A 25,947-nucleotide genomic window follows, 5' to 3' on the forward strand; every position below is an offset into this window, starting at 1 on the left:
ACTCGATCCACGCCCGATGAGCAGGCACGCGATGGGACCGAAGAACGGAACCTCAGGTCAGCCGGTACCCGTGCGCCGGCCGGTTCGCCATGCCGTAGCGCGGCTGCACCTCCGCCTTGCCGATCGTCACCAGGTGCTCCAGGTACCGGCGCGCGCTGACGCGGGACAACCCCGCCTTGTCGCCGACCTCCTGGGCCGAGAGGTCGCTGTCGCAGTCCCGCAACGCGTCGATCACGAGCCGCAGCGTGACGGCGGACAGCCCCTTCGGCACCACCTGCGGGCGCGGGCGGTGGTGCATCAGCTGGTCGACCTCGTCCTGGTCCAGCACCTGCCCGAGCCGCTGCACCTCGATGCGCTGGGCGAGGTACTCCCGCATGCGGTCCATGAACGCCGTGCGCGTGAACGGCTTCACGAGGTAGTTGTCGACGCCCCTGGACATGGCCTGCCGCACGGTCTCCCGTTCCCGCGCGGCCGTGACCGCGATGACGTCGACCGGCGGGCCGTTGCGGGCGCGCAGCCTCGCCAGCACCTCGAGCCCGGACATGTCCGGCAGGTGGATGTCCAGCAGCACCAGGTCCGGTCGCAGCGCCTCCACGGCACGCAACGCCTCGCCGCCGCGGTGGGCCTCGCCGACCACCTCGAACTCCGGCATCGCCTCCAGGAACCCGCGGTGAATCGCGGCCACGGCGAAGTCGTCGTCGACCACCAGCGTCCGCACGCTCATCGGTTCCCCGTTTCCGGCAGCCACACCTCGAACGACGCGCCGCCGAGCTCCGAGTCGGTGATCGCCACCCGGCCACTGCGCCGGGTGACCACCCTAGACACCAGGGCAAGTCCTATGCCCCTGCCGTGTGCGCCCTGGACGTCCTTCGAGCTCACGCCCAGGTCGAAGATCCTGCCGCGTTGCGACTCCGCCACGCCCGGCCCGTCGTCGTCCACGACCACCCGCACCCCGCTGGCCGACGAGCGGACCAGCACGCGCACGGTGCCGCCGGTCTCCACGGCGTCCACCGCGTTGTCGACCAGGTTGCCCAGCACGGTCAACGCGTCGTCGCCCGCGCGGGTGTCCACCGAACTGTCCGGGTCGAGCCTCAGCTCCACACCGCGTTCGTGCGCGGTCGAGGACTTCGCCAGCAGCAACGCCGCCAGCGCGGGATCCGCGTTCGCGCCGTCGATGATGTCCGCGGTGACCGAACCGGCGCCGCCGACCCGTTCGATGTAGGCGACGGCGTCGGCACCGCGGTCGAGGTCCAGCAGGCCGCCGATGACGTGCAGGTGGTTCGAGAACTCGTGGGCCTGCGCGCGCAGCACCTCGGTGACGGTGCGCTGGCCGTCCAGTTCGCGCAACGCGTCGTGCAGCTCTGTCCTGTCCCGCAACGTGAGCACGACGCCGACGGCACGGTCGTGGGTCTTGGCCGTCATCCTGTTCGCGACCAGAACCCGTTCTCCCGCCAGGACGAGCCGGTCCGCCACGTCGTCGTGGTCGCGCGCCAGGTCCAGCAGGCCGTCGTCGAGCACCTCCGCCGCGGGAAGTCCGCTCGGGTCGTCCACCAGGCCGAGCAGGCGCATCGCCTCGTCGTTGACCAGCGCCAGCTTCTCCTGGTCGTCAACGGCGACAACGCCTTCGCGGATGCCGTGCAGCATCGCGTCCCTGGTCTCCAGCAGCTGCGCGATCTCCGCCGGTTCGAGCCGGAACGTGCGGCGCCGGACGTGCTGCGTGACCAGGGCCGCGCCGAGCACGCCGACCAGTGCCGCGGCGGCCAGCCAGCCGATCAGCTCCGGCAGGTCCTCCGCGAGGTCGTCGGACAGCTGGCTCTCCAGGACGCCGACGGAGGCCATGCCGATGATCCGCCCGTCCTTCGCGCGCACCGGAACCTTGGCGCGCAACGACGTGCCGAGCGTGCCCGTCTCCGTGCCGACGAAGACCTCGCCGGACAGGGCGGCGCTCGGGTCGGTGGAGACGCGCTCGCCGATGCGTGCCGGATCGGGGTGGGCGTAGCGGACGCCCTGCCGATCGGTGACGACCACGTACGTCACGCTGGACGCCTTGCGGATCAGTTCGGCCAACGGCTGAATGGTCGCCGCGGGGTCACTGGAATCGAAGGCCTCGACAACGGTCGGTAACTGCGCCACGCTTTCCGCGACGGACAACATCCTGTCCTTGTAGGCCTCCCTGATCCGGTCGCTCTGCAGTTTGGCCGCCAGAAAACCTGCCGCGCAGGTCGTCACCAGCACGATGACCACCTGCAACGCCAGCACCAAGGCACCGAACGAGACAGATCGACGGAACATGGATGGAATTCTGACTCATCATCTGTGAAACAGGTCACGAACTAAACGACCAATACGGACCTTACGACCGAACCCTTACGAGCCCGTCGGCAGTTACCTAGCGTCCCCGCCCAACGTTCGCAACGAAGCGAGGAGTGCTCGATGGGTACGGGCTGGAGACGAGCGGTGGCGGTCACCGCTGTCGGACTGGTGCTCGCCGGATGTGGGCAGGGCGCGAAGAGCGCGGGCGGCGGTGACTCCATCGCGAAGCTGGAGATCATGGCTCCTGCCGACCCCGGTGGTGGCTGGGACCAGACCGCGCGGTCGATGCAGTCGGCGGTGAGCGGGGCCAAGCTCGCGAACTCCGTCCAGGTCAGCAACGTCGGCGGCGCGGGCGGCACGGTCGGGCTGCAGAAGCTCGCCAACGAGAAGTCGACCTCGTTCCTGATGATCACCGGCCTGGTCATGGTCGGCGCCGTGGAGACCAACTCGTCCAAGGCGCGGCTGGAAGAGACGACACCGATCGCGCGGCTCACCGCCGAGGACGAGGTGCTCGTCGTGCCGGCGGACTCGCCCTTCAAGACGACCGACGACCTGCTCGCGGCCGTGGCCGAGAAGGGCAAGGGCGTGTCGATCACCGGCGGTTCGGCCGGCGGCACCGACCACATCCTCGCCGGCATGCTGCTCAAGGCGAAGGACATCTCGCCGGACAAGCTGAACTACGTGCCCTACTCCGGTGGCGGTGAGTCGCTGGCCGCGTTGCTGGGCAAGAAGGTCGACGCCGGCATCTCCGGTGTGGGCGAGTACCGCGAGCAGATCAAGGCGGGCAAGCTGCGCGCGCTCGGCACGTCCGGGCCCAACCAGGACGCGACGCTGAAGGTGCCGACGTTCAAGGAGCAGAACCTGGGCGTCGAGCTCATCAACTGGCGCGGGGTCGTGGCGCCGGGCGGGATCACGCCCGAGGCCAAGGACCGGCTGACCAAGCTCGTCACGGACATGCACGCGAGCCAGCAGTGGAAGGACGAGCTCAGCAAGAAGGGCTGGACGGACACGTTCCTGACCGGCAGCGAGTTCTCCACGTTCCTCAACAAGGAGATCGGCCGCATCCGCCCTGCGCTGCAGAACATCGGGCTCGTGAAGTGATCTCTGAGAAGGTCGAGGAGTACGCGTTCGGCGGTCTGGTCGCGGCGATCGGGGCGTTCACCCTGATCGACGCGACCACGATCGTCGCGCGTGACGACAACGCCGTCGGCCCGCGCGCCTTCCCTTACGCCGTGGGGATCCTGCTCGTCGTGACGGGCGTGGCGGCGATCATCGCGACGGCACGCGGGAAGCTCGGGCAGGCCGAGGAGGGTGAGGACGTCGACTCGGACGTCCGCACCGACTGGGTCACCGTGGGCAAGCTCGTCGCGTTCCTCGTCGCGCACCTGGTTCTGATCGACCTCGTCGGCTGGCCGGTCGCGGCGGCACTGCTGTTCTTCGGTGCCGCCTGGACGTTGGGCGCGGTCTGGTGGCGCGCGCTGCCGATCGCGGTGGTGCTGGCACTGGTCGTGCAGGTGGTGTTCGCGTCCGGTCTCGGACTGTCGCTGCCCGCCGGGATTCTCGAAGGGGTGCCGTTCCTCGATGGATAGCATCACCGCTCTGCTGGAGGGTTTCGCCACCGCCGCGCAGCCCGCCTACCTGCTCTACGCGCTGCTGGGCGTCACGCTCGGCACCGCCGTCGGTGTGCTGCCGGGCATCGGACCGGCGATGACGGTGGCGTTGCTGCTGCCGTTGACGTACTCGCTGGACCCGACGGCCGCGCTGATCATCTTCGCGGGCATCTACTACGGCGGCATGTACGGCGGCTCGACGACGTCGATCCTGCTCAACACACCCGGTGAGTCCGCGTCCATCGTGACTGCCTTAGAGGGCAACAAGATGGCGAAGGCCGGACGTGGTGCGGCGGCACTCGCGACGGCGGCGATCGGGTCGTTCGTGGCGGGCACGATCGCCACGGTGCTGCTGACGTTGCTGGCACCCAGCATCGCGGACATCGCCGTGCAGCTCGGCCCTGCCGACTACGTGGCACTGATGGTGGTGGCATTCACGACCGTGGCCGCGCTGCTCGGATCCTCACCGTTGCGCGGGCTGGCGTCGTTGGGGCTCGGGCTGTTCATCGGCCTGGTCGGCACCGACACGTTGTCCGGGCAGCAGCGCTTCACCCTCGGGGTGACGACGCTGGCCGACGGGATCGACGTGGTCGTGGTGGCGGTCGGGGTGTTCGCGGTCGGCGAGGCGCTGTACGTGGCGTCGCGGCTGCGGCACGGGCCGATCGAGGTGATTCCCGTCGGTGGCAAGTGGTTCACGCGGGACTTCTGGGCCCGCTCGTGGAAGCCCTGGCTGCGCGGCACGTTCATCGGCTTCCCGATCGGCACCGTGCCGGCCGGCGGTGCGGACGTGTCGACGTTCCTGTCGTACGCGGCGGAGAAGAAGCTCTCGAAACGGCCGGAGGAGTTCGGTCGCGGCGCCATCGAGGGCGTGGCGGGTCCGGAGGCGGCCAACAACGCCGCCGCGGCAGGCGTTCTCGTGCCGCTGCTGACGCTGGGCCTGCCCACGACCGCGACGGCCGCCGTGATCGTGGCGGCGTTCCAGAGCTACGGCATCCAGCCGGGACCGTTGCTGTTCACCAACAACTCGGCGATGGTGTGGGCGCTGATCGCGTCGCTGTACATCGGCAACCTGATGCTGCTCGTGCTGAACCTGCCGCTGGTGAAGATCTGGGTGAAGGTGCTGCAGATCCCGCGGCCGTACCTGTACGCGGGCATCCTGCTGTTCGCGGCGCTGGGCACCTACGCGGTGAACTTCGTCGTGGACGACCTGATCGTGCTGCTGGTGATCGGTGTCGTCGGGTTCTTCATGCGGCGGCACGGGTATCCGGTCGCACCGCTCGTGGTCGGGTTGATCCTCGGGCCCATGGCGGAGGAACAGGTGCGCCGCACGCTGCAGATCAGCGAAGGTTCGCTCAGCGCGTTGGTCACGAGTCCGTTCGCGGCGGTCGCGTACAGCATTCTCGTGGTGCTGCTGGTGACGGCGGTCGTGCTCCGGTTGCGCCGCAAGAAGACCGAGGTGACCGTCTAACCTCGCACGGCGGCAAGCGCTTGTTCGTACAGCTCGAACGGATCAGCCTTGCCGCCGTGCCGGACCCACAGCTCCGACGCCGCGTCGACGCACGCGAACACCGTGACGATGACGCCCATCGCACGCGGATCCGGCAGCTCGCCCGGCTCGATGCCCATCCGCTGCTCGACGACGGGCACGAGCGCCCGCTGCCACTTCAACCGCTTCTCGAAGTACCTGGCGCGCAGCGGCGGGTTCGTGAAGATCAGCCTGGAGATCTCCAACAGCCGTTCCGGCTCGTGGTCCGACGCGGTGACGATCGTGACGAACCCGGCCTTCAGAGCGTCCCAAGTGGACACTTCGGCGGGCTGGGCCGCCACGGTGGACACCAGCAGGTCGCCCAGCGCGTCCTGGTCGCCGCAGACGAGGTCTTCCTTGGTGCCGAAGTACCGGAACAACGAACGCTGCGAGACGCCCGCCCTCGTGGCGACCTGGGCCATCGTGGTCGACTCGTAGCCCTGCTCGGCGAACAACGTCAGCGCCGTGTCGACGATCTCGGCCACCACGGCCTGACGCGACCGGTCCCACAGCGTCGCCGGCTTCTCCATGACCCCACTCTATCGGCGCTGCGCCATTCGCCCGACCATCCTGGCGTTCAGCGCGCGCGAGGCCAGGTGCCGCGAGGCGAACGCCAGCGTCCGGTTCATCCTGCCCGGGATGACGGTGGGAGGCGTGACCCGGCGGTCCAGTGCGCGCAACGCCGTCGCGACGACCTCGCCTGCGGTCTGCATCGGCATCCCTCCCGTCATCTCCTCACTGCCCGCGACCTCGAAGAACTCCGTGCGCGTCGCGCCAGGTGAGAGGGCCATGACCCGCAGACCCGTGCCACGCGACTCGACCCACAGGCCCTCGGTGAAGTTCACCACGAACGCCTTCGTCGCGCCGTAGACCGACATCCACGGACTCGCCTGGTAGGCGGCCATGCTCGCCACGTTCACGAGGAAGCCGTCACCGTTGGCGCGCAACGACTCGATGAACGCCCTGCTGATCTCGACGACGGCGTTGACGTCGACCGCGACCTCCTGCCGCAACCGTTCGGGCTCCTCCTCGTGGAACGGCCCGTAGTTCCCGAACCCGGCGTTGTTGATGACGCTGGTGACGCCGAACCCCGCGACCTCTCGCGCCAGCCGCTCACCGATGCCCGGTTGCGCGAGGTCCGCGGCCACGACGTGCACGGTCACGCCGTGCGCCGCCCGCAGCGCTTGCGCCAGCTCTTCCAGCCGGTCCTTGCGGCGCGCGACGAGCACGAGGCTCGATCCGCGCGCCGCGAGCTGCCGCGCGAACTCCGCGCCGATGCCCGCGCTCGCCCCGGTGACCAGCACCGTTTGCTTCCCGAAGTCGACTCCCATGCTGCCACCGTACGCCAGACTGGCAGTCACTGCCAACCTGTCGTTATCTGCCCAAATACGTCTGTAACGTTGCCTGAGGTGCGACGATCTTGGGGCGTGGGAGGACAACGGTGATCCGGCGGCCCCGGTTGGAGGGGCTGCTCTGCACGACGAGGCTCACGACGCTGGTCGCACCAGCCGGTTACGGCAAGACGACGCTGCTGACCCGGGCGCACACCGACCGTCCGGTCGTGTGGCACACCTGCCAGGAAGGCCATCGGCTGGTGCAGCCGATGGCGTCCGCGCTGGCAGCCGGGTGGACCAGCGTTCCCGCCGTGTCCGGAGAGGACGAAGCCGGGCGGGCGCACGCCGTCGCGGGACTGCTGGCCGACGCGTGGCCGGAGGACGTGCTGATCGTGCTGGACGACCTCCACGTGCTGAGACCGGAAGATCCGGCCTCGGTGTTGCTGGAAGCGCTCTGCCTCCAGCTGCCGCCGAGCGCCCGGCTGGTGTTGTCCGGACGCACCCCGCCGCCGTTCTCGTTGCGGCGCCTGAAGGTCGACGGCGAGCTGACCGAGATCACCGCGGCCCAGCTCGCGTTCACCCCCGAGGAGACAGCTGTGGTCGCCGGCCACGACGTGCAGGACGTCACCGGCGGCTGGCCGATCGCGGTGCGGCTGGTCGCGGAGACGGGCACCGTGGAGGAGCTCGGCGATCTGGTCGAGGAAGTCGTTGGCAGAGAACCGGAACAGACGCGGGAGCTGCTCAGGACCGCCGCCGCGTTCGACCGGTTCACGGTCGACCTGCTGATCTCGTTGGGGCACGAGGAAGCCGGGGCGGTTCTGCCGCAGCTCGCGCGGCGCGGGTTGTTCGTCGAGCACGTGCGCGCCGAACCGGGGTGGTTCGCGCTCGTGCCGCTCGCGCGGGAGTTCCTGGAACCGGCGGTGGACGTGCACGCGGAGGCGGCGCGCTGGTTCGCGTCCCGCGGTGAGTACGTGCGTGCGGTGGATTCCCTTGCCGCGCTGGAGGATTGGCCCGGTGTGACGGCATTGCTCGGCGACGTGCTGCGAACGGCGGGCGCGGACGCCGTGCTGACCGCGACCCGGCGAGTGCCGGAAGACCTGCGCACGGCCGAGGTGTGGCAGCTCGAAGGCGTCGCGCACCAGTTGCGCGGCGAGTGGCGGCAGGCGGCCGACCGGTTCACCCGCGCCACCGAGGACGGGCTGACCGCGGAGCTCGCGTGGCGGATGGCGTGGATCCAGCACCTGCGCGGCGGGCCGCAGGACGCGTTGAAGATGTGCGACGACTACGTTCCCGACGGCTCGGACCCCACCGCGGAGTCGATGGTCCTGAGCACGGCCGCGAGCGCGCACTGGGCGCTGGGTGATCTGGAAGCCGCGTCGGCCAAGGCTTCGACGGCGCTGGAGACGGCGACCGGTGACGCCGCGATCGGCACCGCGCACACCGTGCTCGCGATGGTCGCCGCGGCACGGGGAAAACGCGACGAGCTGACCGAGCACTACGACATCGCGCTGGACCACGCGCAGAAGGCCGGCGACGTGCTCGGCGTCATCCGCATCCGCTCGAACCGCGCGTCGCACCACGTCGAGGCGGGTGAGCACCGGGCGGCGTTGCAGGAGATCGAGGAGATGCTGCCGCTCGCGGACGTCACGGGGTTCGCGACCTACCGGGCCATCGGGCTGCACAACCGCGGCGAGGCGTTGCTCGGTCTCGGCAGGCTGGACGAGGCGGCGGCCGACTTCCACGCCGCGCAGCAGGTTTTCGACCAGGCGGGCAGCTGGCTCGCCGCCGCACCACTGGTGTACCTGGGCGAGGTGCACCGGTTGCGCGGCGACCGCGCGCTCGCGGGGTTCGCCTTGCAGGAGGCGTTGCGGCTCGCGTCGGCCAAGAACACGGTGCCGCACCTGGTGCTGGCGCACGTCGGGCTCGCCGAGCTGTTCGCCTGCGACGATCCCGAGCTGGCACGTGAGCACGCCCGCAAAGCGTTGGAGCTGGGCGAAAGCGTGTCGGCGCTGCTGGTGCTGGCACGGCTCGATGCGGCCAAGGACCTCTGTCAGGAAGCGGCGGAGATCGCGACCAGACGCGGTGACAGGGCGGGGTTCGCACGGGCGTTGCAGCTGCGGGGAGCCCTGGAGAACGACTCGGTGCTGCTCGACCAGGCGCTGGCGCTGTGGCGCGAGATCGGCGACCCGCTCGGCGAGATTCGCGTGCGCACGGCACAGGCGGCGCTGGTCGGTGGTGCGGCGGGAGAACAGCTGGCCGGTGAGGCACGGCAGCAGGCCGCGGATCTCGGTGCGCGGGTGCTCGCCGAGGCCGCCGCGGCCGTTGCCGAGACGTGCCGGAAAGCGAGCAGGCCTGCGTTGTTCATCCAGACGCTGGGCGGGTTCCGGGTGCTGCGCGACGGCGAACCGCTGCCGCCCGCCGCGTGGCAGTCGCGCAAGGCGAGGGACCTGGTGAAGATCCTCATCGCGCGGCGCGGACGGCCGATCACCCGTGAGGGATTGGGAAACCTGCTGTGGCCGGACGAGGAACCGGAGAAGGTCGCGAACCGGCTGGCGGTGGCGCTGTCCACGGCGCGCAGCGTGCTGCGGGCTGGGACGGGAATCGTGGCGGAGGGTGACGCGATCCGGCTCGACCCGGACGTGCTGCCCGTCGACGTGGTCGCGTTCCTCGCCGACGCACGCGCCGGACTCGCTGCGGCGCAACGGAACTCGTCCGAGGCGCAGTCACTGCTGGCGGCCGCCGAGTCCGCGTACCACGGCGACTTCCTGGAGGAGGACCCGTACGAGGACTGGGCGGCGCGGTTGCGCGAGGAAGCCCGGTTGATCTACCTGCAGGTGGTGGCGGTGCTCGCCGCACGGGCCGAGTCCGGTGGGGAGTACGCGCTGGCCAGCAGGTATTGCCTGCGCGTACTGGAACGCGACCCGTACGACGAGCCGGCGCACCTGATGCTGGTGCGCGTCCTCGCCGCCGCAGGGAGCCACGGCGAGGCTCGGAGGTGCTACCAGACCTACGTCACCCGGATGCGGGAGATCGAGGTCGATCCGCGGCCATTTCCCGGAGTTTTCATCGGGAGCACACGACGTAGGGCGTGATCGACCAGCGGATGGCCTGGCCCTGCGCGTCCGTTCCCTCACCGGAGACGACCGCGCCGGGGCCGGCCGGGACGACGTCGTCGATGATCGCGCCCGCGACCGCACCGCCGGCGCTGACGACCTGCTCGTCGTCCTGACACGCAACGGACTTCGAGGCCGTCTTGGTCGTCACGACGGTGGGGGTGCCGCCACGCAGGACGAGTCCCGGCCGCGTCCCGCAGATCACGTGCGCCGTGACGTCGGTGTTGCCGGACGTCTCGATCACGCCGCCCTTGAGGTTGTTCTTGGGCGCCATCTTGGTGAAGTGCCCGCCGCCGGTCTCTCCCCCGACGCCGAGCGCCTTCTGGTTGCCGGGGCAGGCCGCCTCGGCGTTCTTGGTGCCGCTCTTGGACACCAGCGTGAACTCGCCGGGCGCGCAGGTGGCCCGCGCTGTCACCGTCCACGACTGCACGGTCCCCGCGCCGTGCTCGACCGCGGTGACCTCGACGCTCGTGAGGTCGTCGCTCGGCCGCACCCGCGTGATCGTCGTCCGCTCACCGGTCACCGAACCCCCGGTGCCCACGACCTTCGTGCCGTCCGGGCAGGCGACCGAGACGGTCTTGCCGCTCGACGTCGCCACGCTGGTCGCGTGGACAGCCACGACCTCGTCGCTCTCGGCGTGCGGACTGGTCAAGCTCAGCACGAGCAGCGCCGTGCTCATCACCTTCACGTCCATCCCCCTTCGGATCCGCGGGCCGTCTCAGCCCGCGGACCCGAAGGATGCCGCGCTCGCTTAAAGCCGTCTTAAGGTCAGGGGCAGCTGATCAGGGTGTCGCCGTCCTCGGCGTCGAGGCAGGTGTCCACGCCGAGGCCGCCGTTGAGCGTGTCGTTGCCCGCGAGGCCCCAGATGAGGTCGTTGGCGCCCAGCGCGACGATGTTGTTGGCCGCCGCGCTGCCGACCAGGTGGTCGACGAAGTTGGTGCCAGTCAGGTTCTCGACGTCGCTCGCGACGAAGTCCTTCAGCGCCAGCGTGTCGTAGCCGTCGTCCGTGCCGGAGCCGATGGTCACCGAGACGCCCGAGTTCGGGTGCAGCGAACTGCCGCTGTTGTAGTCGACGCGGTCCACGCCGGCACCGCCGTAGACGTTCACGCCACCGCGCTTGGGCCGCAACGTGTCGACGCCGTCACCACCGCTGATCGTGCCCTTGGCGCGGGTCTCGATGACGTCGTTGCCCTCCTCGCCGTACACGTAGGCCGGCATCGCGTCGGCGTTCGTGTTGTCGTAGTTGATCGCGATGCGGTCGTTGAGGTCACCGGCGTTGACCCGGACCGACGTGATCAGCTTCGTGGCACCGGTCTCGTAGGTGCAGTACACGGTCGTGCCGCTGAGCGAACAGCCGGCGCCGACGGCCAGCAGGTCACCGGAGTCGGTGACGCTGAGCCGGTGGTTCGCGGTGTCCAGCGCGACCACGACGTTGTTCGTCTTGCCGGCCTCGGCGTCGATGACGAGCTGGTGGTTGTTCACGTACACGGTCGTGTGCGGCGCGGCGTGCGCGACAGCGGGCATGGCGATCGCGGCGAGCGTGGCGGCGCCCAGACCGATGAGCATTCTCATTGCTGTGTCTCCCCTTGGCGGTCGTTGCCGTGCGGGGAACAGCCTGCTCAGAGCTCTTTCGGTCACCTTCGGGTGGTTTTAGGGCCGTCTTTCTGCTGACAGCAGAACCCCCCTTTGCCACGGTCCCGCTGCTGTCACCATGACGACATGGCGGAGATCCTGGACTTCAAGCGCACTCCCGAACCGTTGTGGCGTGAGGCCCTGGGCCGGAAGCTGCGCGAGACCAGAGAGGACCGGGGCGACCGCCTGGTCGACGTGGCCGAACGGGCAGGCATCTCGGTGCAGTACCTTTCCGAGATCGAACGCGGCCGCAAGGAACCGTCGAGCGAGATGATCGCCGCGGTCGCGGGCGCGCTGGAGATCGACCTGGCCGACCTGCTCATCGGTGTCGCAGGCCAGGTCCGCCACCTCCGCGTGCAGCAGGTCAGCCACTTCCACACCTCACGTCCGACCGGCCGTCCGTCGGGACCGGTGGCGATGGGCGCGGTGTTGATGGTGGCCTAGCGTTCGGCGACGTTTTTGGCGGTGGGCGCCCCCGGTTCGTCTGGAGGCATCGACCCGCGTGGGACAGGCTTTGCCCGCCGTCAGAAGCCGTGGCCGCGTCGGAGATCCGCCCACCCCGCCACCAAGCCCGCTGCCCCTCCTCACAGCCACGCCGTGCCCAAGCCCGCCCACCCCCAGGCTGGGCGGGCCGCACCTACGCCCGCTGGTCCAGCACCCGGTCCGCGAGCCCGTACTCGACGGCACCCGGCGCGTCGAACACGCGGTCCCGGTCGGTGTCGTGGCGCAGTTCGTCCACGCTCCGGCCGGTGTGCCGGGCCAGGATGTTCTCCAGCTGCGTGCGCACCCGCACCACCTCGTCCGCCGCCAGGATGAGGTCGGGGATCGTGCCACGCCCCTGCGCCGCCGGCTGGTGCAGCACAACCCGCGAGTGGGGCAGGACCGACCGGCGTCCTTCCGCCCCCGCCGCGAGCAGCACGGCGCCCGCCGCCACTGCCTGACCGACACACGTCGTGGCCACCGGCGCCTTGATGTAGCGCATCGTGTCGTACAGCGCGAGCATCGCGGACGGATCGCCGCCCTCGCAGTTGATGTAGAGGTTGATCTCCAGGTCCGGGTTGTCCGCCTCCAGGTGGAACAGCTGCGCGATCAACGCGTTGGCCACGCCCGAGTCGATTCCGGTGCCGAGGTAGACGATCCGCTCGGACAACAGGTGCGAGTAGACGTCCATGACCCGCTCGCCGCGTGCGTCGCGCGTGATGACGTTGGGAATCGTGTAGCTGCTCATGCGACGGCCCCCGAGTGAAGTCCCAGCTTGTGCATGCGGACGGGCACGACCTGCCCGAGGTCGCTGACGACGTGGTCGATGAACCCGTACTCACGCGCCTGCGCCGTGGTGAACCACCTGTCGTGCAACGAGTCGGTGAAGATCCGGTCGAACGGCTGCCCGGTGTCCTCGGCGATGAGCCCGAGCACGGTGTCCCTGGTGTGCCGCAGGTCGTCCGCCTGCACCTCCACCTCGACCGCGGAACCCCCGATGCCCGCACTCCCCTGGTGCATCAGGATCCGCGCGTGCGGCAAGGCGAACCGCTTGCCCTTGGTGCCCGCCGACAGCAGGAACTGCCCCGCGCTGCACGCCAACCCGAGCGCCAACGTCGCCACGTCGCACGGCACGAGCCGCATGACGTCGCGAATGGCGAGCATCGCGGGCACCGAACCACCCGGCGAGTGGATCCACAACGCGATGTCCTGCCGCGGATCCTCACTCGCCAGCGACAGCATCTGAGTCGCCAGCACCGTGCCGTTGTCGTCGTCGAGCGCACCGTCGAGAATCAGCACCCGCTGACCGAAGAACCGTTCTCGCAGCCCTGGGCTGAAGAGCTTCTCGTTGTTCGTCATGGCACCGACGATGCCGGTCGGCGCGGAGGGTGCGCCGCTTTCTCTGCTGTGGGCAGATCAGCTCACAGCAGCCCTCCGTCGCGGATCGGAGCGACCGCGCCCACCGGGACCGGGAGGTGGGCGATCTCCCGGAACAGGGCGGGGACGTCGCCGGGCGTTTCCAGCACGCGTCCGGCCAGGAGGTCGACCACGACCAGCCTGCCGTTGATCCAGCGCGCCCCTTCGCCGAGTTCGAGTTGCTCGAAGTTCCACTGCGTCAGCGTCATGCCTGTCCTTCCACGAAGGCGGTGATGGTCAGGCGCCAGCGCACGGTTCCCGACGCGGGCACGACCGCGACCGGACGGGTGGGGTCGTCGCGGTCGAAAGTCCTGCCCAGCATGGGTTCCACGCCGACGCTGCGGTACGGGTCGCCTTCCGGCCAGCCCCGCAGGTTGCGCCACAGGGCGATCGACACGGGTTGATCGGCGCACTCGACGCGCAGGTCGAGCTGATGATCTCCATCCACCACGCGGATCTGGCCGTGCTCGACGATCGCGCCGACAGCCGTGCCGTCGTCTGGGCCGAGATCGGCAAGCCCCGCAGGCCATTCGTCGTGCGCCGGTGTCGGATCGGTGATCAGTACCGGAGTGCCGTGAGGTGCGACGAGACGAGCTGAAACACCGACGTCCAGCAACGCGTGCGCCGCCCACACGAACCGGTAGCCCGGCTCTGCGGTCAGCTCGTAGTCCGCGACGACGGCGCCGTCCCGCGAGCCGATCACCCGGCGGAGCGTGAAGTCCGGACAGTCCACACCGGTCTCGTGCCACGGCCGGCTCCAGGCGTCGCCGTGATCAGGCGTGCCGCGGACGGTCGGGACGCACTCCTCCAGACCACCCGCGTCGACGAACGGATCACCCGGCGCGACGTGGCAACGAGCGGGGGCGGCGCGGTGCCACAGCCACTCGCGGTGGGCCGTGCGCAGCGTTGTCCAGCGACCGCCGAGGTCTCGATCGACTTCGGTGTACAGCGGCACCGCCGTGATGACCCGCACGTTCCACCTTCAGCAAGACCAATCAGTTAATTACTAATTTATCTTGCCGCACCTTCAGCCCTTCGCACAGACCGTTCCGTTGAGCGTGAACGACGCAGGAGCCGCGTTCCGGTCGCGCAACGACCCGAGGAAGCCGATCTCGACCTCACCGCCGGGCGCGATCGTCGCCGTGTAGAACACGTTGGTCGCGGTGACGGCCGCACCTCGCTGCGACGACGTCGCGTTCCACATGTTCGTCACCGTCTGGCCGTCGCCGAACGACCACCGCAACGTCCACCCGTTGATCGCGGCGGGACCGGTGTTCCTGATCCTGATGCCACCCTGGAAGCCGCCCGGCCACTGTCCGCTGACCCGATACGTGACGGTGCACGGCGGCACGGACGGTGCAGGCGAGGGCGAAGGCGGCGGTGGAGGCGGAGGCGGCGGAGTCACGACCGAAGACGTGGTGGTCACGACCGGCTTCGTCGGCTGCACGCGTTTCGGAGGCGGCGTGGTCGTCGTGACGTCCAAGCCCTCACAAGGACTTCCCCACAGACCGCGGTTCTCGCGCGCCGCGGCAACTTCCGCATCGGCGAACGCGCCGGCCGCACCCTGCGCCCGCAGCACACCCTCCCGCACGGCGAGCAACGCGTAGTCGGTGCCGTCCTCGAGCCACAGGTTCACCTCGCCGGGAATGAGGGACGAGACCCGGACAGGCCTTCCGAGCAAGGTCTTCCTCGCGAACGCGACCGCCGCGGCGGCCCAGCACTCCGCGGGTGCGGCGAGCAGCGAGATCCGGACGCGGTCGCCGCCGTCCAGCTCGACCGTGCGGGCGTCGATCACCTCGCGGACGATCACGGGCATCTGCCGCGCGTCGGTGACCAGGGTGGGCGTGGGCACGACAGACTTCACAGGAGGAGCCGGACTCTCCACAGTGCACGCACACGTGAGGAGAACCATGAGAAAAGACAAGGACTTCCGCAGCACCAGAAGCTCCCGACGCGTCGTTGAAACTTTGACGACCGTAGCGCCCCAACGGCGTTGCTCAATCCGCCGTTCGGCCTTGATCAACTAGGCAGACGGAGCCTCCGACCGGCCGCGACCATTTCACCGATCAGTGAGGCATAATGGCAAAGTGCCACGGCCCAAACACGTCCCCGCGGACGATCTGAATCTGCCCGACGCGCTGGCGCCGGACCGCCCCAAGGGCGACCAGCTCAGGGAGATTCTGGAGACCGTCGCGACCGACGCCGGGCCTGGCAGGCTGATTCCGTCGGAACGTTTTCTGGCCGAGCACTACCAAATCTCCAGAAGCACGGTCCGGCTGGTGATAAACCGGTTGGTGGCGGACGGGCAACTGTACCGCCAGCACGGCAACGCCACCTTCACGGCGGAGCGTCCGCCCAGGCAGATCGACATGCTGACCTCGTTCACCGAGGACATCAAGGCACGCGGCGCGGTACCTGGAACAAAGGTGTTGCTGGCACTCGTGGAATCCGCGGGCGCACAGATCGCGGGCCGTCTGAACATTCCTCCGGGTGCGCCGATTTTCCGCCTGGAACGACTCCGTCTGGTCGATGACGAACCATTCGCGCTGGAACGCACGAACCTTTCGCTCGACCAGTTCCCCGGAATCGACGAGCTCGACTGGGCCGCGATGTCGCTGCACAAGACGCTCGAAGAGCGGTTCGGCGTCGTTCCGGAGTGGAATGACACGGCCATCAGCGCCGAATTGCCGCAGCCACCGGACGCCGCGCTGCTGCAGATCGAGCCGAGCCAGCCGTGCCTCGTGCTGAGCGGCACGCTGCACTCGGCGGACGGCCGGGTGATCGAGGCGGGACGTTCGCTCTACCGGGCCGACCGCTACACCGTGTTCACCACCGCGCGCCGCTCGCGGTGAGCGTGCAGCAGCTCCGCGCAGCGATTCACCACCACGTCGGCTGAACCCTGTTCCACCAGCGCGATGTAGGACTCGTAGAGCCCGTCGCGGTAGGCGTCGTGGTCCGGCAGGTAGCCGAAGTAGCCGTTGGTGTAGCCGATCACCCTGGTGTGCGCGAACGGGCTGGCCGCCCTGATCCGCAGCGCGATCGAGGAGAACAGCTCGAACGGCGTGTGCAACCAGGCGATCTCACCCAGCGACACGACGGTGACCGGTATTTCCGCCTCCCCGGCCAGACCTTCCGCGGCCAGGGTCGAGAGCATCAGCGTTCCCTCGTACCGGGTGCGCGCGACGCGGACGGCCGGGTCGTTCTCCCCGCCTGACAACACCTTCCGCCACCCGAGTTCCGCCCCTTCACGCAGCCGCCGGCACTCCGGGATCGAGGGCAACGCGCGGTAGGGCAGGCGCAACGTGGTCCGCGTCAGCCGGACCGGGCCGTCGACCGGACGCCCGGACGGCAGCAGGCGCGTGATCGACTCGGCGAGCAGGCCGCCGAGCGCCGTCATCTCGGCGTAGCCGCGGCCGCGCCGGACGAACCGTGAGCTGGCGTCGCCCGCCGCGCCCTGCAGGAACGCGACCACCGGGGCGTGCGCGGCCAGCTCGCGGCGGGCGACCCCCGGCCAGTCCGCCGACCAGGCGAGGTTGTCGGGACCGAGAACGGTCGGGTGGCTCGCGTAGTCGAAGAGCATGGCCGCCACACTGCCGTCGAGGTGGTGCAACGTGAGCACCCCCACCGATCCGTCGTGCGGTCCGTCGTGCCGGTGCCGGTTCGCACCGATCCGCGCGGCCATCCCCTCGTTCCAGCGCGCGACCACCGGTGTCCGCTGTGGACAGAGCTGGCGCGCAGCCTCCCGCACCTGGTCCACCAGGCGGCCGACCAGCTCGGGTTCCAGCTCGGCAGGCAGTCCCGGGTGGATCGACCCGGTCCACCCGTCCGGCCCGGAATGCGTGTGTGAGGCGCACACCAGCACGCGCTCGGCGGGCACGCCCGTCTCCGCCGCGACCGCGGCGGTCAGTGCGTCGGTGAGCGCGACGTCGGCCGCCAGCGCGTCGAGCGTCACCCAGACCACGCCCGGATCGTCGTCCGAGGACAACCAGACCAGCGTCGCCTCCAGGTCGTCGTGCACGCCGGTGGCGACGCCCTCCCTGGCCAGGTAGCCGCCCATCGGGTGGCCCGGTCCCGGTGTGATCACCGTGCGCCCGGCCGCGAGCAGGAGCGTCATCGGGTCAGCACCGGTTCGACCAGAACCCCGTCCCGTCCCGCCGACAGCGCGCGCCCGGCCAGTTCGTCCACGTCACCGTTGCGCACCAACACCTCCAGCACCATCGGCAGGTTGAGACCGGTCACGATCCTCATCCCCTCCCGGCGCGCGGCGAGCAGCTTCGCCCGGTTGGCGGGCGTGCCACCGGGTAGATCCACCAGCACCAGCACGGCAGCATCGCCGGTCAGGGCCGCGAGCCGTTCGCCGTAGGAGTCCGGGTCTTCTGCGGGGCCGAGCTCGCAGACGGCGAGCCGGGACTGCGGGCCCAGCACGAGCTCGGCCGCGCCGGCGACTCCGGACGGCAAGGCGCCGTGCCCGGCCAGGACGACGGGGATGGTCATCGGCGGTTCCTAACTCTTCGGCACGGCGGGTGCGAACCAGCCCAGCCAGCCCAGCGTCACGCCCACGGCGACGACAATGCCGATGACCAGCACGGGCTTGAGCCTCGCCTTGGTCAGCAACAGGTACGCCCCGGCGGTGACCAGAACAGGAAGCAGGTGGGGCAGCAGGTCGTCGAGCCGCTCCTGGATCGGCACGGTCTGCGTGACCTGCTGACCGTCGACGCTCGTGGTCTGCCGGTAGGTCAGCGTCGTGACGACCTTGACGCTCAACGGGATGAAGCCTCCGAGCACGACGAACCCGAGCACGGTCGCGCCCTGCGAGAGGCGGTCCAGCGCACCGATGGCGAAGCGGGCGGCCAGCCTCTTGCCCTCGCGGTAGGCGAAACGGAACTGCCAGCGGCGCACCAGCGCGTACGGCACCAGCACCATCACCATCGCGAACGCGGGCCCGAACCAGTTGCCCTGCAACGCGAGCGACGCGCCGATGGTGAAGACGATGCTGTTGTACAGCGCGAAGACGAGCGTGTCACCGATCCCGGCGAGCGGCCCCATCAACGCGACCTTGGTGCCCTCGGCGGACTCGGGCGACCGCGCCTCCTCCAGCGCGATGGCCGACCCGAGGATCAACGGCCCGCCCACCAGCACCGAGGTGTTGAAGAACTGCATGTGCCGTTGCAGGCCCAGCGCGTAGTCCTGCTTGTCCGGGTAGAGCTTGCGCAGCACGGGTTCCATGGCGTACGCGAAACCGAGCCCCTGCATCCGCTCGTAGTTCCACGAGATCTGGCTCGACCAGAAGTACCGGCGGAACGACCTCCTGACGTCCTGGTCCGTCAGCCGCCTGTCCACTTCGGACACCTCTTCCGGCACGGGCGCCGGTGCCGGCCGATCAGCCCTGCCGACGACCAGGAACGCGATCGCGACGCCCAGCATCGCGATGCCCAGCACCGGGACGTCCATGTACGCGAACGCCACGAACCCGATGAGCAACAGGTACCAGTACCTCGACAGCTGCATCATCGACAGCAGCAACGCGAAGCCCACCGCCGGCAACAGCGACCCGGCGAGCGTCATGCCGTTCACGAAACCCTGCGGAATCCCCTTGGTGAGGTTCTCGACGACACCGCTGGACGCGGTCAGTGCCGCGAGGAACGTGGGAATCGCGCGAACCCCGCACCACGGCACGAGACCGAGCCAGTGGATCCTGGCCAGACCACGCGCGTCCCCCGACGCGGCGTAGTGGTCCGCCCGGTGCACCAGCCCCGTCGTGATCATCTTGCCCACGGGGTCCAAGGCGGACAACAGGATCGCGGCGGGCAGGGCCACCGCGATCCCGACCGCCACCTGAGCGCTCAGTGGTCCGGCCGCACTCCCCGCGAGCGCGGTGCCGACGATGGCTCCGGTCTGGTAGTCCGGAATCGTCGCGCCGCCGTACTGGTAGACCCCCAATGCAACCAGTTCGAGCGTCGCGCCGATCGCCATGCCGAGCAAAGGGTCACCGATGATGAGACCGGCCACTGAGCCCGCCACGAGGGGACGTCCCGCGAAGAGCAGGAACGGCCCCAGAACGTCGTACGTGCAGATGATTGCCCACAGCGTCAAAGCCAGCGCGACGATCATCCGCGGTTACAGCCCTTTCCGGTCGAGCAGCGAGGTGAAGTCGGCTGCCTTGTCGCGCGGCATCATCTGCGCCACCACGGGAATCCCCGCCGCGGCGAGCCGGCGGTAGCCTGCCGCGTCCTGCGGGGTCACCGCGATCGACCGGGTGACCATCGTGTAGCTCTCGCCGGGGCGGGGTGCGACGTTCCCGACGTTGACCACCCGTGGCCGCACCCCACCCTCGACGAGCCGGAACGCGTCTGCCGGATGCTTCGCGATGAGCATCACGTCCTCCCCCCAGACGCGTTCCACCACCTCGGCGACCGTGAGCACTTCGGTCGGCAGCCCCCTTGCCGCCTGCGGGAGCAACATCCGCTGCAGATCGTCACCGGCCACCTCGTCGTTGCAGACGACCAGCCGCCGCACTCCGAGACCCCCCGTCCACGCGACCGTCACCTGTCCGTGGATCAACCGGTTGTCGACGCGCAGATGTGCACCCGCCATGCCCACTCCCCCTGGTCAACCGAGCAGGTTCGATACTGGTGTAAACCAGTATTGGCTGTCAATGGGAACCGCGGAAACCGCCCGATCGACGACGGCCCGGTACCTCGCCGAGGTACCGGGCCGTGGGTCGTGCGGCAGATCAGCCGAGCTTGCCGCCGGTGAACTGCAGCGGCGCCGCCGGATCAGGCGTCACCGACGCCGTCCACAGGTGGGCGTTGGTGTCGTCCCTCGCAACGAGCGCGACGTCGCCCGCCCGCGTCAGCCCGAGGCCTGGCAGGAAGCGGAACGCAGGCGGGTCCGGCACGACCCGCGCCCACGGGTGGAAGTCCCGCCCGCCCGCGGCCTTCGAGGTCGTCACCAGCGGCCGGCCGCCGGCGAGCACCGTCACGGCCGTCGAACCGTTCGGCAGCACCTGAGCGTCCATCGAGGTGCTGTCGAGCCAGTCGGGGAGCGCCCCGCCGACGAGCTCCCAGGTGGCCTCGAACCCCGACCGGTCCGCCTTCTCGCGCAGGAGCCCGATCTCGTTCTTCTCGTTCTGGATGAAGGTGCTGACGGCGAGGATGCCGTCCTGCCCGTCCCCGGCCAGTGCGACCACGGCGGACCTGTTGATCAGAGTGCCCTTGCGCACCGGAATGGCGCCAGGGGTGTGCCGGAACCACTCCGTCGAGCGATCGGTCGTGAAGGCGATCGTCGTCTCGTCGCCCCGGCTGATCACCGACGGCGTGATGAGGTAGTTCGAGCTGACCTCACCGAACGGGCGCCACGCGCCGAACTCGCCACTGGGCAGCTGCTCGCGGACGAACCCCCTGCCGCGCCGCGGGTTTTCGTTGTTCTGCCCCATGGCGTACAGCGCGAGGGTGCCGTCGGACCTGCGCACCACCGCCGGGGTCCCCGACAGCCCGCCCTTGAGGGACACCGGCGCTTGCCACTGGCCGTTCTTCAACGTGAAGAGCTTGGCGTCCCCCGTCTCGTACTCGGTGACGCCGATGACCGCGGTACCGGCCTCGTCGTCGTACACCGGGGACGAGACGCCGCCGAACTGGCTGCCGACGACGCGCGTGGCCCAGCCCGATCCGGTCGAGTAGGTGTCGACGACCTCCCTGTTGCCGTTGACCCCCACCACGTGCGTGCTGCCCGATCCGGGCGTGATGTACCGGGCCGGGCTGCTGGGACTGCCCCAGCCACCCACCGGGGCGGGTTGCCTCAGGCCGTTCACCGCGCAGTCGTTCGTCGTGGCCGTGATGTCGATGTCGGTGCCCCACCCGGAACCGACCACCAAGCCCCCGGACGTCCACTGGCCGTAGCTGTCGGACTCGTCGTACTTGTTCCACAGCAGCTGCCCGGTGTCCGGACGCACCGCGTAGTAGGCGTCACCGCCCGCGGAGAACAGCTTGCTGTGGCCCTGCCACCCTGCGGCGGACTGGTCGTACGCCATGAACCGCTCGGTGCCGCGGTGGTAGCGGAACCGGTGCAGGGCGCCGGAGCTGTCCCGTGCCTGCAGGCCGCCGCTGCCGCTCGCGGCGATCAGGTCGAACCGGCTCCAGCCCACGTCGAGCACTCGTCCGCTGCCCGGCGCCCACTGGCGCGCGTCCTGCTCGTAGTGCCACCAGCGCAACTGGTCGCCTTCGAGCGTGTAGAACGAGCCGTCGACATCCACCGTGATCTTGCCGCGGTTCGCCGGCTCGACGAACTTCTGCCAGCCCCAGCCGAACGTCTCGTACTGTCCACCGCCGGGGAACGTGTCCCAGCCGCTGCCGTTGTAGCGCAACCGCCGCAGCTCACCGCCCGTGGTGATGTTGAACAGCCAGCCGTTCGGACCGGCGAAGGTCTTGCCGCCCCAGCCCCAGCCGACCTGCGTGGCACCCGTCCAGTTGAACGACCCGTCGGCAGCCCCCGCGTGCTGGTAGCGCCACAGGTCACCGTCGGCCTGCATGGTGAAGATGTTGGCGACCGGCTTGCAGGACAGGTACGCCGCGGTGGCCGTGCCTGCCCCGCTGACCACCGCGGTGACCGTCGTCGCGATCGTCGCCGCGGCGAGCCCCAGCGCCTTGAACCTCTTCACGTCACGCCACCTGCCTTCCGTTGAACGACAGCGCGGCTGCCGGGTCCTGCGGGACGCCCGCCTCGAACAGGTAGTAGGAGCCGTTGCCGGTCACCGCGGCCACGGACACGAACCCGCCGGTCATCCGGATGCTGGTCGGCTCGGTGAACTCGGCGTTCAGGCCCTCTGCGCTGACCTGCTGCCACGGGTGGAACTCGGTGCTGGTGGCAGCACCCTTCGACGTGGTCACGTAGACCTTGCCGCCGGCGGTCAGCGAGACCGCGAGCGCTCCGTTCGGCAGGACCACCGCGTCGAGTTGCCCGCTCTCGGAGTCGGGTGCACCCGGCAGGTCGGGCAGGAACCTCTCGGTGTCCTCGAAGTCGCTGCGGTCGGCCAGCTCGTGGATCACGAAGGCACCGTGACCGGCGCCTTCGCCGAAGCGGGGACCCACGTCGACCAGCAGCATGCGGTCCTGCGCGTCCTTCACGAGCTTGGGCCTCGGGCTCACCACGGACGGGAGCGGGCCCAGCCAGCGCACCACACCGTCGGACTGGGTGCGGAACAACGAGCTCCGGCCGTCCGCACTCCGGCCGACGACCGTGACCTGGTCGCCGCGTCCGATCACGCTCGGCGTCTCGGTGAAGGACCCGGTGCCGAACCTCCTCCACGCCAGGAAGTCGCCGTTCGGGAGCTGCTCGCGGTAGTGGAGCTGCCCTTCGCCCATCGCGTAGACGACCAGCGTGCCGTCCGGCCGGCGGACCAGCGCCGGAGCCACCTGCATCGCGCCCTTGAGCGACTGGAAGCCCTGGAACGAGCCACCCACCAACGTGTTCACCTCGACGTCACCGGTCTGGAGCCGGGTGGCGCCGAACGTCTCCGTGCCGGAGGACGGGCCGGGCACCACGTTCGAGACGCCGCTGAAGCTGCCGCTGAACGGCTCGAAGACCCAGTAGCCCATGCCGCTGTCACGCAGGTCGGTGACGCGGTTGTCGGGCATGACCCGGACGAGGTGCGTGGCACCGTTCGGGCTCACCTGCGAGATCGGCATTGCGCCCTGGTCCGCGACCTCCGGGTTCCTCGGCACCCAGTTGCCGGGGGACGAGCAGTCCGACGTGGTCGCGGTGATGTCGACGTCGGTGCCCCAGTCGTGGCCGATCACCCGGCCCAGGGTGACCTTCCACCCGTTGTCCGAGGTCTCCGAGTAACTGTTCCACCTCAGCTCTCCGACGCCTGGCTGCACCGTGTAGTAGATGTCGCCGCCGGGGGAGAACAGCTTGGTGGTCGCCTGCCAGGTGTAGTTGTGCTCCTTCTTGTAGAGGACGAAGCGCTCGCTCACGCGGTCGTAGCGGAAGTGGTGCAGCACGTAGCTGGCGTCACTCGCCTTGAGGCCGCCCTGACCGCTGGCGGCGATCATCCTGAACTGGCCCCAGCCCGTGTCGAGCACCCGTCCGCTGCCCGGCGCCCACGTGCGCGCCTGGTGGTCGAAGAACCACCAGCGCAGCTGGTCGCCCTCGAGCGTGTAGATGGAGCCGTCCGAGTCGACGGTGATCTTGCCGCGGTTCGCGGTCTCGACGAACTTCTGCCAGCCCCAGCCGATCGTCTCGTACTGACCACCGCCCGGCTGCGTGTCCCAGCCGTTTCCGTTGTACCGCAACCGGCGCAGCTCGCCGCCCGTGGTGATGTTGAACAGCCAGCCGTTCGGACCGGCGAACGTCTTGCCGCCCCAGCCCCAGCCGACCTGCTTGGCACCAGCCCAGCTGAACGACCCTCCGGTCGGGTCGGCGTGCTGGTACAGCCACAGGTCACCGTCCGCCTGCGTGGTGAAGATGTTCGCGACGGGACCGCACGACGCGGCGGACGCGGTGCCCGTGCTCATCGCGGCCGTCGCGGTGATCGTCGTCGCGAGCGTCGCCGCGGCGATCCCCAGTGCCTTCAACCTCTTCATGCCACCTGCCTGCCCGTGAACGACAGGGCGGCTGCCGGATCTTGTGAAACGCTTGCCTCGTAGAGGAAGTAGGAGCCGCCGCTCGTGACCGCCGCCACGGACAGCGACCCGTTGATCATCCGCATGCTGGTCGGTTCGGTGAACTCACCGTCGCCGCTCACCTGCTGCCACGGGTGGAACTCCGTGCTGCCGGCACCCTTCGACGTGGTCACGTAGACCTTGCCGCCGTTGCCCGTCAGCGACACGGCGAGCGCACCGTTCGGCAGGAACACCGCGTCGACCTGCCTGCTTTCGGAGTCGGGCGCGCCCGGCAGGTCCGGCAGGAACGTCCAGGTGCTCTCGAAGCCGCTGCGGTCCGTCTTCTCCTCGAGCACGAAGACACCCAGTCCGGCGTTCTCACCCGGCCGCCAGCCGACGTCGACGATCATGATGCGGTCCTGCGCGTCCTTGACGAGCTTCGGCCGCTGGCCGACCACGTACGGCGTCCTCTCCACCTCGACGGGAGCGCGGTCGCCCACAGCGCGGAACACGGTGTTCATGTTGCCGACCGTCCGCGCGACGATCGTCACCTCGTCGCCACGGGTGATCACGCTCGGCGTCTCGACGACGAGCCCGGAGCTGAACCGCTTCCACGCCAGGAAGTCACCGCTCGGCAGTTGGTCGCGGTAGTAGAGCTGGCCTTCCCACGGACCGCGGTCGCTCGCGTGGTCGCCCATCGCGTAGACGCGCAGCATGCCGTTCGGCCGGCGGATCAGTGTCGGAGCCACCCGCATCGCGCCCTTCAGCGACTGGAAGCCCTGCCACTGTCCGTTGGCGCCCAACGTGTTCAGCACGACGTCACCGGTCTGGAGCTGCGTGGCCCCGATCATCTCGGTGCCGGGGGCCGCGCCTGCTACCACGGTCGAGACGCCGGTGAACGTGCCGTCGAACGGCTGGGCGCTCCACCCGGCGGTCCCGTTCTCGTGCAGGTCGGTGAGGCCGTTGTCCGGCGTGACGCGCACGAGGTGCCTGGTGCCGCTCGGGTTCACGTACGAGATCGGCATGGCCCCCTGGTCCTGGACCACGGGGTTCCTCGGCGTCCAGTAGGTGCTGTCGTACTTGCAGTCCGACGTGGTCGCCGTGACGTCGACGTCGGTGCCCCAGCCGGTGCCGACCGTCGAACCCGCGGACGTCTTCCACCCGTCGCTCCAGTACTCCGAGTAGGAGTTCCAGACCAGCCGGCCGTCGCCGAGCACGGTGTAGTAGACGTCACCGCCGGCCGACAGCAGCCTGGTGTGCGTCGTCCACGTCAGGTTGTGCTGCCACGTCTCGTAAAGCGCGAACCGCTCGCTCACCCGGTCGTAGCGGAAGTGGTGCAGCACGCCCTGTTCGTCGCGTGCCTTGATGCTGCCCTGGCCACTGGCGACGATCGCGTCGAACCTGCCCCAGCCGGTGTCGAGCACGCGACCGCTGCCCGGCGCCCACCCCCGCTGCTGGTGGTCGAAGAACCACCAGCGCAACTGGTCGCCCTCGAGCGTGTAGATCGAGCCGTCCGAGTCGACCGTGATCTTGCTGCGGTTCTGGACGAACTTCTCCCAGCCCCAGCCGATCGTCTCGTACTGCCCTCCGCCGGGGAACGTGTCCCAGCCGCTGCCGTTGTACCGGAGCCTGCGCAGCTCACCGCCGGTGATGTTGAACAGCCAGCCGTCCGGACCGGCGAACGTCTTGCCGCCCCAGCCCCAGCCGACCTGCGTGGCACCCGCCCAGCTGAACGACCCGTCGCGCACGCCCGAGTGCCGGTAGTGCCACAGGTCACCGTCCGCCTGCACGGTGAAGATGTTCGCCACCGGACCGCACAGCCCGGCAGACGCGGTGCCGGCGCCCGCGGTCAGCGCGGTGACCACGCTCGCCGTCAGCGCAGCACTCAGCGCGAGTGGTCTCAGCTTCTTCGTCAAACTTTCCCCC

General features: G+C 69.6%; 24 protein-coding genes. 6 read left to right on the top strand and 18 right to left on the bottom strand.

Features of this window, described 5'->3' with window-relative positions; all coding sequences use genetic code 11:
- Nucleotides 1-52: 52 nt before the first annotated feature.
- The gene (locus AOM45_RS31155; RefSeq protein WP_030466641.1) at nt 53-724 is read right to left on the bottom strand and encodes a response regulator; all 672 of its coding nucleotides are present in this window, start codon (nt 722-724) and stop codon (nt 53-55) included.
- On the bottom strand, nt 721-2,292 hold the full coding sequence (locus tag AOM45_RS31160) for an ATP-binding protein (protein WP_035909648.1): 1,572 nt from the start codon (nt 2,290-2,292) through the stop codon (nt 721-723). The genes AOM45_RS31155 and AOM45_RS31160 overlap by 4 nt, the downstream gene beginning before the upstream one ends.
- A gap of 141 nt (nt 2,293-2,433) precedes the next feature.
- On the opposite strand from AOM45_RS31160, the gene AOM45_RS31165 reads away from it, so the two are divergent.
- The 3 genes from AOM45_RS31165 to AOM45_RS31175 are packed head-to-tail and all read left to right on the top strand — an operon-like array spanning nt 2,434 to nt 5,391.
- Nucleotides 2,434-3,414 (top strand): Bug family tripartite tricarboxylate transporter substrate binding protein, encoded by a 981-nt coding sequence (locus AOM45_RS31165; protein ID WP_030466643.1) that lies wholly within the window; start codon nt 2,434-2,436, stop codon nt 3,412-3,414.
- Entirely contained in the window at nt 3,411-3,902 is a 492-nt protein-coding gene (locus tag AOM45_RS31170) for a tripartite tricarboxylate transporter TctB family protein (protein ID WP_030466644.1), read from the top strand. Before AOM45_RS31165 ends, AOM45_RS31170 begins: the two co-directional genes overlap by 4 nt.
- Nucleotides 3,895-5,391 carry a tripartite tricarboxylate transporter permease gene (locus tag AOM45_RS31175; protein WP_030466645.1) on the top strand — a complete coding sequence of 499 codons (1,497 nt, stop codon included), beginning with the start codon at nt 3,895-3,897 and terminating at the stop codon, nt 5,389-5,391. The genes AOM45_RS31170 and AOM45_RS31175 overlap by 8 nt, the downstream gene beginning before the upstream one ends.
- Here the strand turns inward: AOM45_RS31175 and AOM45_RS31180 are convergent.
- Nucleotides 5,388-5,978 carry a TetR/AcrR family transcriptional regulator gene (locus AOM45_RS31180; RefSeq protein WP_030466646.1) on the bottom strand — a complete coding sequence of 197 codons (591 nt, stop codon included), beginning with the start codon at nt 5,976-5,978 and terminating at the stop codon, nt 5,388-5,390. The genes AOM45_RS31175 and AOM45_RS31180 overlap by 4 nt on opposite strands.
- A 9-nt stretch (nt 5,979-5,987) precedes the next feature.
- Nucleotides 5,988-6,779, bottom strand: a complete 792-nt coding sequence (locus AOM45_RS31185; RefSeq protein ID WP_030466647.1) for an SDR family NAD(P)-dependent oxidoreductase — start codon at nt 6,777-6,779, stop codon at nt 5,988-5,990.
- Between the two features lie 110 nt (nt 6,780-6,889).
- On the opposite strand from AOM45_RS31185, the gene AOM45_RS31190 reads away from it, so the two are divergent.
- Entirely contained in the window at nt 6,890-9,874 is a 2,985-nt protein-coding gene (locus AOM45_RS31190; protein ID WP_059362789.1) for an AfsR/SARP family transcriptional regulator, read from the top strand.
- Here AOM45_RS31190 and AOM45_RS31195 read toward each other — a convergent pair.
- Together AOM45_RS31195 and AOM45_RS31200 are read right to left on the bottom strand one after the other, a co-directional pair.
- The gene (locus AOM45_RS31195) at nt 9,846-10,583 is read right to left on the bottom strand and encodes a hypothetical protein (RefSeq protein ID WP_156093707.1); all 738 of its coding nucleotides are present in this window, start codon (nt 10,581-10,583) and stop codon (nt 9,846-9,848) included. The genes AOM45_RS31190 and AOM45_RS31195 overlap by 29 nt on opposite strands.
- A gap of 80 nt (nt 10,584-10,663) precedes the next feature.
- Nucleotides 10,664-11,467, bottom strand: coding sequence for a calcium-binding protein (locus tag AOM45_RS31200; RefSeq protein ID WP_156093708.1), 804 nt, complete (start codon nt 11,465-11,467; stop codon nt 10,664-10,666).
- A 147-nt stretch (nt 11,468-11,614) separates the two neighbouring features.
- On the opposite strand from AOM45_RS31200, the gene AOM45_RS31205 reads away from it, so the two are divergent.
- On the top strand, nt 11,615-11,971 hold the full coding sequence (locus AOM45_RS31205; protein ID WP_030466651.1) for a helix-turn-helix domain-containing protein: 357 nt from the start codon (nt 11,615-11,617) through the stop codon (nt 11,969-11,971).
- Between the two features lie 193 nt (nt 11,972-12,164).
- On the opposite strand, the gene AOM45_RS31210 is transcribed toward AOM45_RS31205, so the two are convergent.
- The 5 genes from AOM45_RS31210 to AOM45_RS31230 all read right to left on the bottom strand — a co-directional run bounded on the left by AOM45_RS31210 (nt 12,165) and on the right by AOM45_RS31230 (nt 15,275).
- Entirely contained in the window at nt 12,165-12,755 is a 591-nt protein-coding gene (locus AOM45_RS31210; RefSeq protein WP_030466652.1) for a ClpP family protease, read from the bottom strand.
- Nucleotides 12,752-13,366 (bottom strand): ClpP family protease, encoded by a 615-nt coding sequence (locus AOM45_RS31215; protein WP_030466653.1) that lies wholly within the window; start codon nt 13,364-13,366, stop codon nt 12,752-12,754. The genes AOM45_RS31210 and AOM45_RS31215 overlap by 4 nt, the downstream gene beginning before the upstream one ends.
- A gap of 62 nt (nt 13,367-13,428) precedes the next feature.
- On the bottom strand, nt 13,429-13,632 hold the full coding sequence (locus tag AOM45_RS31220; protein WP_030466654.1) for an SMP-30/gluconolactonase/LRE family protein: 204 nt from the start codon (nt 13,630-13,632) through the stop codon (nt 13,429-13,431).
- Nucleotides 13,629-14,396, bottom strand: coding sequence for a hypothetical protein (locus AOM45_RS31225; RefSeq protein ID WP_201780099.1), 768 nt, complete (start codon nt 14,394-14,396; stop codon nt 13,629-13,631). Before AOM45_RS31225 ends, AOM45_RS31220 begins: the two co-directional genes overlap by 4 nt.
- Before the next feature lie 54 nt (nt 14,397-14,450).
- Nucleotides 14,451-15,275 (bottom strand): cellulose-binding domain-containing protein, encoded by an 825-nt coding sequence (locus AOM45_RS31230; protein WP_201780100.1) that lies wholly within the window; start codon nt 15,273-15,275, stop codon nt 14,451-14,453.
- A 235-nt stretch (nt 15,276-15,510) separates the two neighbouring features.
- Between AOM45_RS31230 and AOM45_RS31235 the strand changes: the two genes are divergently transcribed.
- Nucleotides 15,511-16,275, top strand: coding sequence for a GntR family transcriptional regulator (locus AOM45_RS31235; RefSeq protein ID WP_030466657.1), 765 nt, complete (start codon nt 15,511-15,513; stop codon nt 16,273-16,275).
- Here AOM45_RS31235 and AOM45_RS31240 read toward each other — a convergent pair.
- The 7 genes from AOM45_RS31240 to AOM45_RS31270 all read right to left on the bottom strand — a co-directional run bounded on the left by AOM45_RS31240 (nt 16,239) and on the right by AOM45_RS31270 (nt 25,937).
- Nucleotides 16,239-17,537 (bottom strand): hypothetical protein, encoded by a 1,299-nt coding sequence (locus AOM45_RS31240; protein WP_030466658.1) that lies wholly within the window; start codon nt 17,535-17,537, stop codon nt 16,239-16,241. The genes AOM45_RS31235 and AOM45_RS31240 overlap by 37 nt on opposite strands.
- Nucleotides 17,534-17,917, bottom strand: a complete 384-nt coding sequence (locus AOM45_RS31245) for a PTS sugar transporter subunit IIA (RefSeq protein ID WP_030466659.1) — start codon at nt 17,915-17,917, stop codon at nt 17,534-17,536. Before AOM45_RS31245 ends, AOM45_RS31240 begins: the two co-directional genes overlap by 4 nt.
- Before the next feature lie 9 nt (nt 17,918-17,926).
- Nucleotides 17,927-19,534, bottom strand: coding sequence for a PTS system mannose/fructose/sorbose family transporter subunit IID (locus AOM45_RS31250; protein ID WP_030466660.1), 1,608 nt, complete (start codon nt 19,532-19,534; stop codon nt 17,927-17,929).
- A 6-nt stretch (nt 19,535-19,540) separates the two neighbouring features.
- Nucleotides 19,541-20,017: a PTS sugar transporter subunit IIB gene (locus AOM45_RS31255; protein WP_030466661.1), complete on the bottom strand. Its 477-nt coding sequence runs from the start codon at nt 20,015-20,017 to the stop codon at nt 19,541-19,543.
- Between the two features lie 139 nt (nt 20,018-20,156).
- On the bottom strand, nt 20,157-22,079 hold the full coding sequence (locus AOM45_RS31260) for a tachylectin-related carbohydrate-binding protein (protein ID WP_030466662.1): 1,923 nt from the start codon (nt 22,077-22,079) through the stop codon (nt 20,157-20,159).
- A 1-nt stretch (nt 22,080) separates the two neighbouring features.
- Entirely contained in the window at nt 22,081-24,003 is a 1,923-nt protein-coding gene (locus tag AOM45_RS31265) for a tachylectin-related carbohydrate-binding protein (protein WP_030466663.1), read from the bottom strand.
- Entirely contained in the window at nt 24,000-25,937 is a 1,938-nt protein-coding gene (locus AOM45_RS31270) for a tachylectin-related carbohydrate-binding protein (protein WP_030466664.1), read from the bottom strand. The genes AOM45_RS31265 and AOM45_RS31270 overlap by 4 nt, the downstream gene beginning before the upstream one ends.
- Between the last annotated feature and the right edge of the window lie 10 nt (nt 25,938-25,947).

The sequence above is a fragment of the Lentzea aerocolonigenes genome, from assembly GCF_000974445.1.
GTDB classification, from domain to species: Bacteria; Actinomycetota; Actinomycetes; order Mycobacteriales; family Pseudonocardiaceae; genus Lentzea; species Lentzea aerocolonigenes.

Bases quoted from the DNA above. Each gene is read 5' to 3' on its own strand.
- AOM45_RS31155 (WP_030466641.1), bottom strand. From the start codon at position 724: ATGAGCGTGCGGACGCTGGTGGTCGACGACGACTTCGCCGTGGCCGCG.
- AOM45_RS31160 (WP_035909648.1), bottom strand. From the start codon at position 2,292: ATGTTCCGTCGATCTGTCTCGTTCGGTGCCTTGGTGCTGGCGTTGCAG.
- AOM45_RS31165 (WP_030466643.1), top strand. From the start codon at position 2,434: ATGGGTACGGGCTGGAGACGAGCGGTGGCGGTCACCGCTGTCGGACTG.
- AOM45_RS31175 (WP_030466645.1), top strand. From the start codon at position 3,895: ATGGATAGCATCACCGCTCTGCTGGAGGGTTTCGCCACCGCCGCGCAG.
- AOM45_RS31180 (WP_030466646.1), bottom strand. From the start codon at position 5,978: ATGGAGAAGCCGGCGACGCTGTGGGACCGGTCGCGTCAGGCCGTGGTG.
- AOM45_RS31185 (WP_030466647.1), bottom strand. From the start codon at position 6,779: ATGGGAGTCGACTTCGGGAAGCAAACGGTGCTGGTCACCGGGGCGAGC.
- AOM45_RS31200 (WP_156093708.1), bottom strand. From the start codon at position 11,467: ATGAGAATGCTCATCGGTCTGGGCGCCGCCACGCTCGCCGCGATCGCC.
- AOM45_RS31205 (WP_030466651.1), top strand. From the start codon at position 11,615: ATGGCGGAGATCCTGGACTTCAAGCGCACTCCCGAACCGTTGTGGCGT.
- AOM45_RS31210 (WP_030466652.1), bottom strand. From the start codon at position 12,755: ATGAGCAGCTACACGATTCCCAACGTCATCACGCGCGACGCACGCGGC.
- AOM45_RS31215 (WP_030466653.1), bottom strand. From the start codon at position 13,366: ATGACGAACAACGAGAAGCTCTTCAGCCCAGGGCTGCGAGAACGGTTC.
- AOM45_RS31220 (WP_030466654.1), bottom strand. From the start codon at position 13,632: ATGACGCTGACGCAGTGGAACTTCGAGCAACTCGAACTCGGCGAAGGG.
- AOM45_RS31240 (WP_030466658.1), bottom strand. From the start codon at position 17,537: ATGACGCTCCTGCTCGCGGCCGGGCGCACGGTGATCACACCGGGACCG.
- AOM45_RS31245 (WP_030466659.1), bottom strand. From the start codon at position 17,917: ATGACCATCCCCGTCGTCCTGGCCGGGCACGGCGCCTTGCCGTCCGGA.
- AOM45_RS31250 (WP_030466660.1), bottom strand. From the start codon at position 19,534: ATGATCGTCGCGCTGGCTTTGACGCTGTGGGCAATCATCTGCACGTAC.
- AOM45_RS31255 (WP_030466661.1), bottom strand. From the start codon at position 20,017: ATGGCGGGTGCACATCTGCGCGTCGACAACCGGTTGATCCACGGACAG.
- AOM45_RS31265 (WP_030466663.1), bottom strand. From the start codon at position 24,003: ATGAAGAGGTTGAAGGCACTGGGGATCGCCGCGGCGACGCTCGCGACG.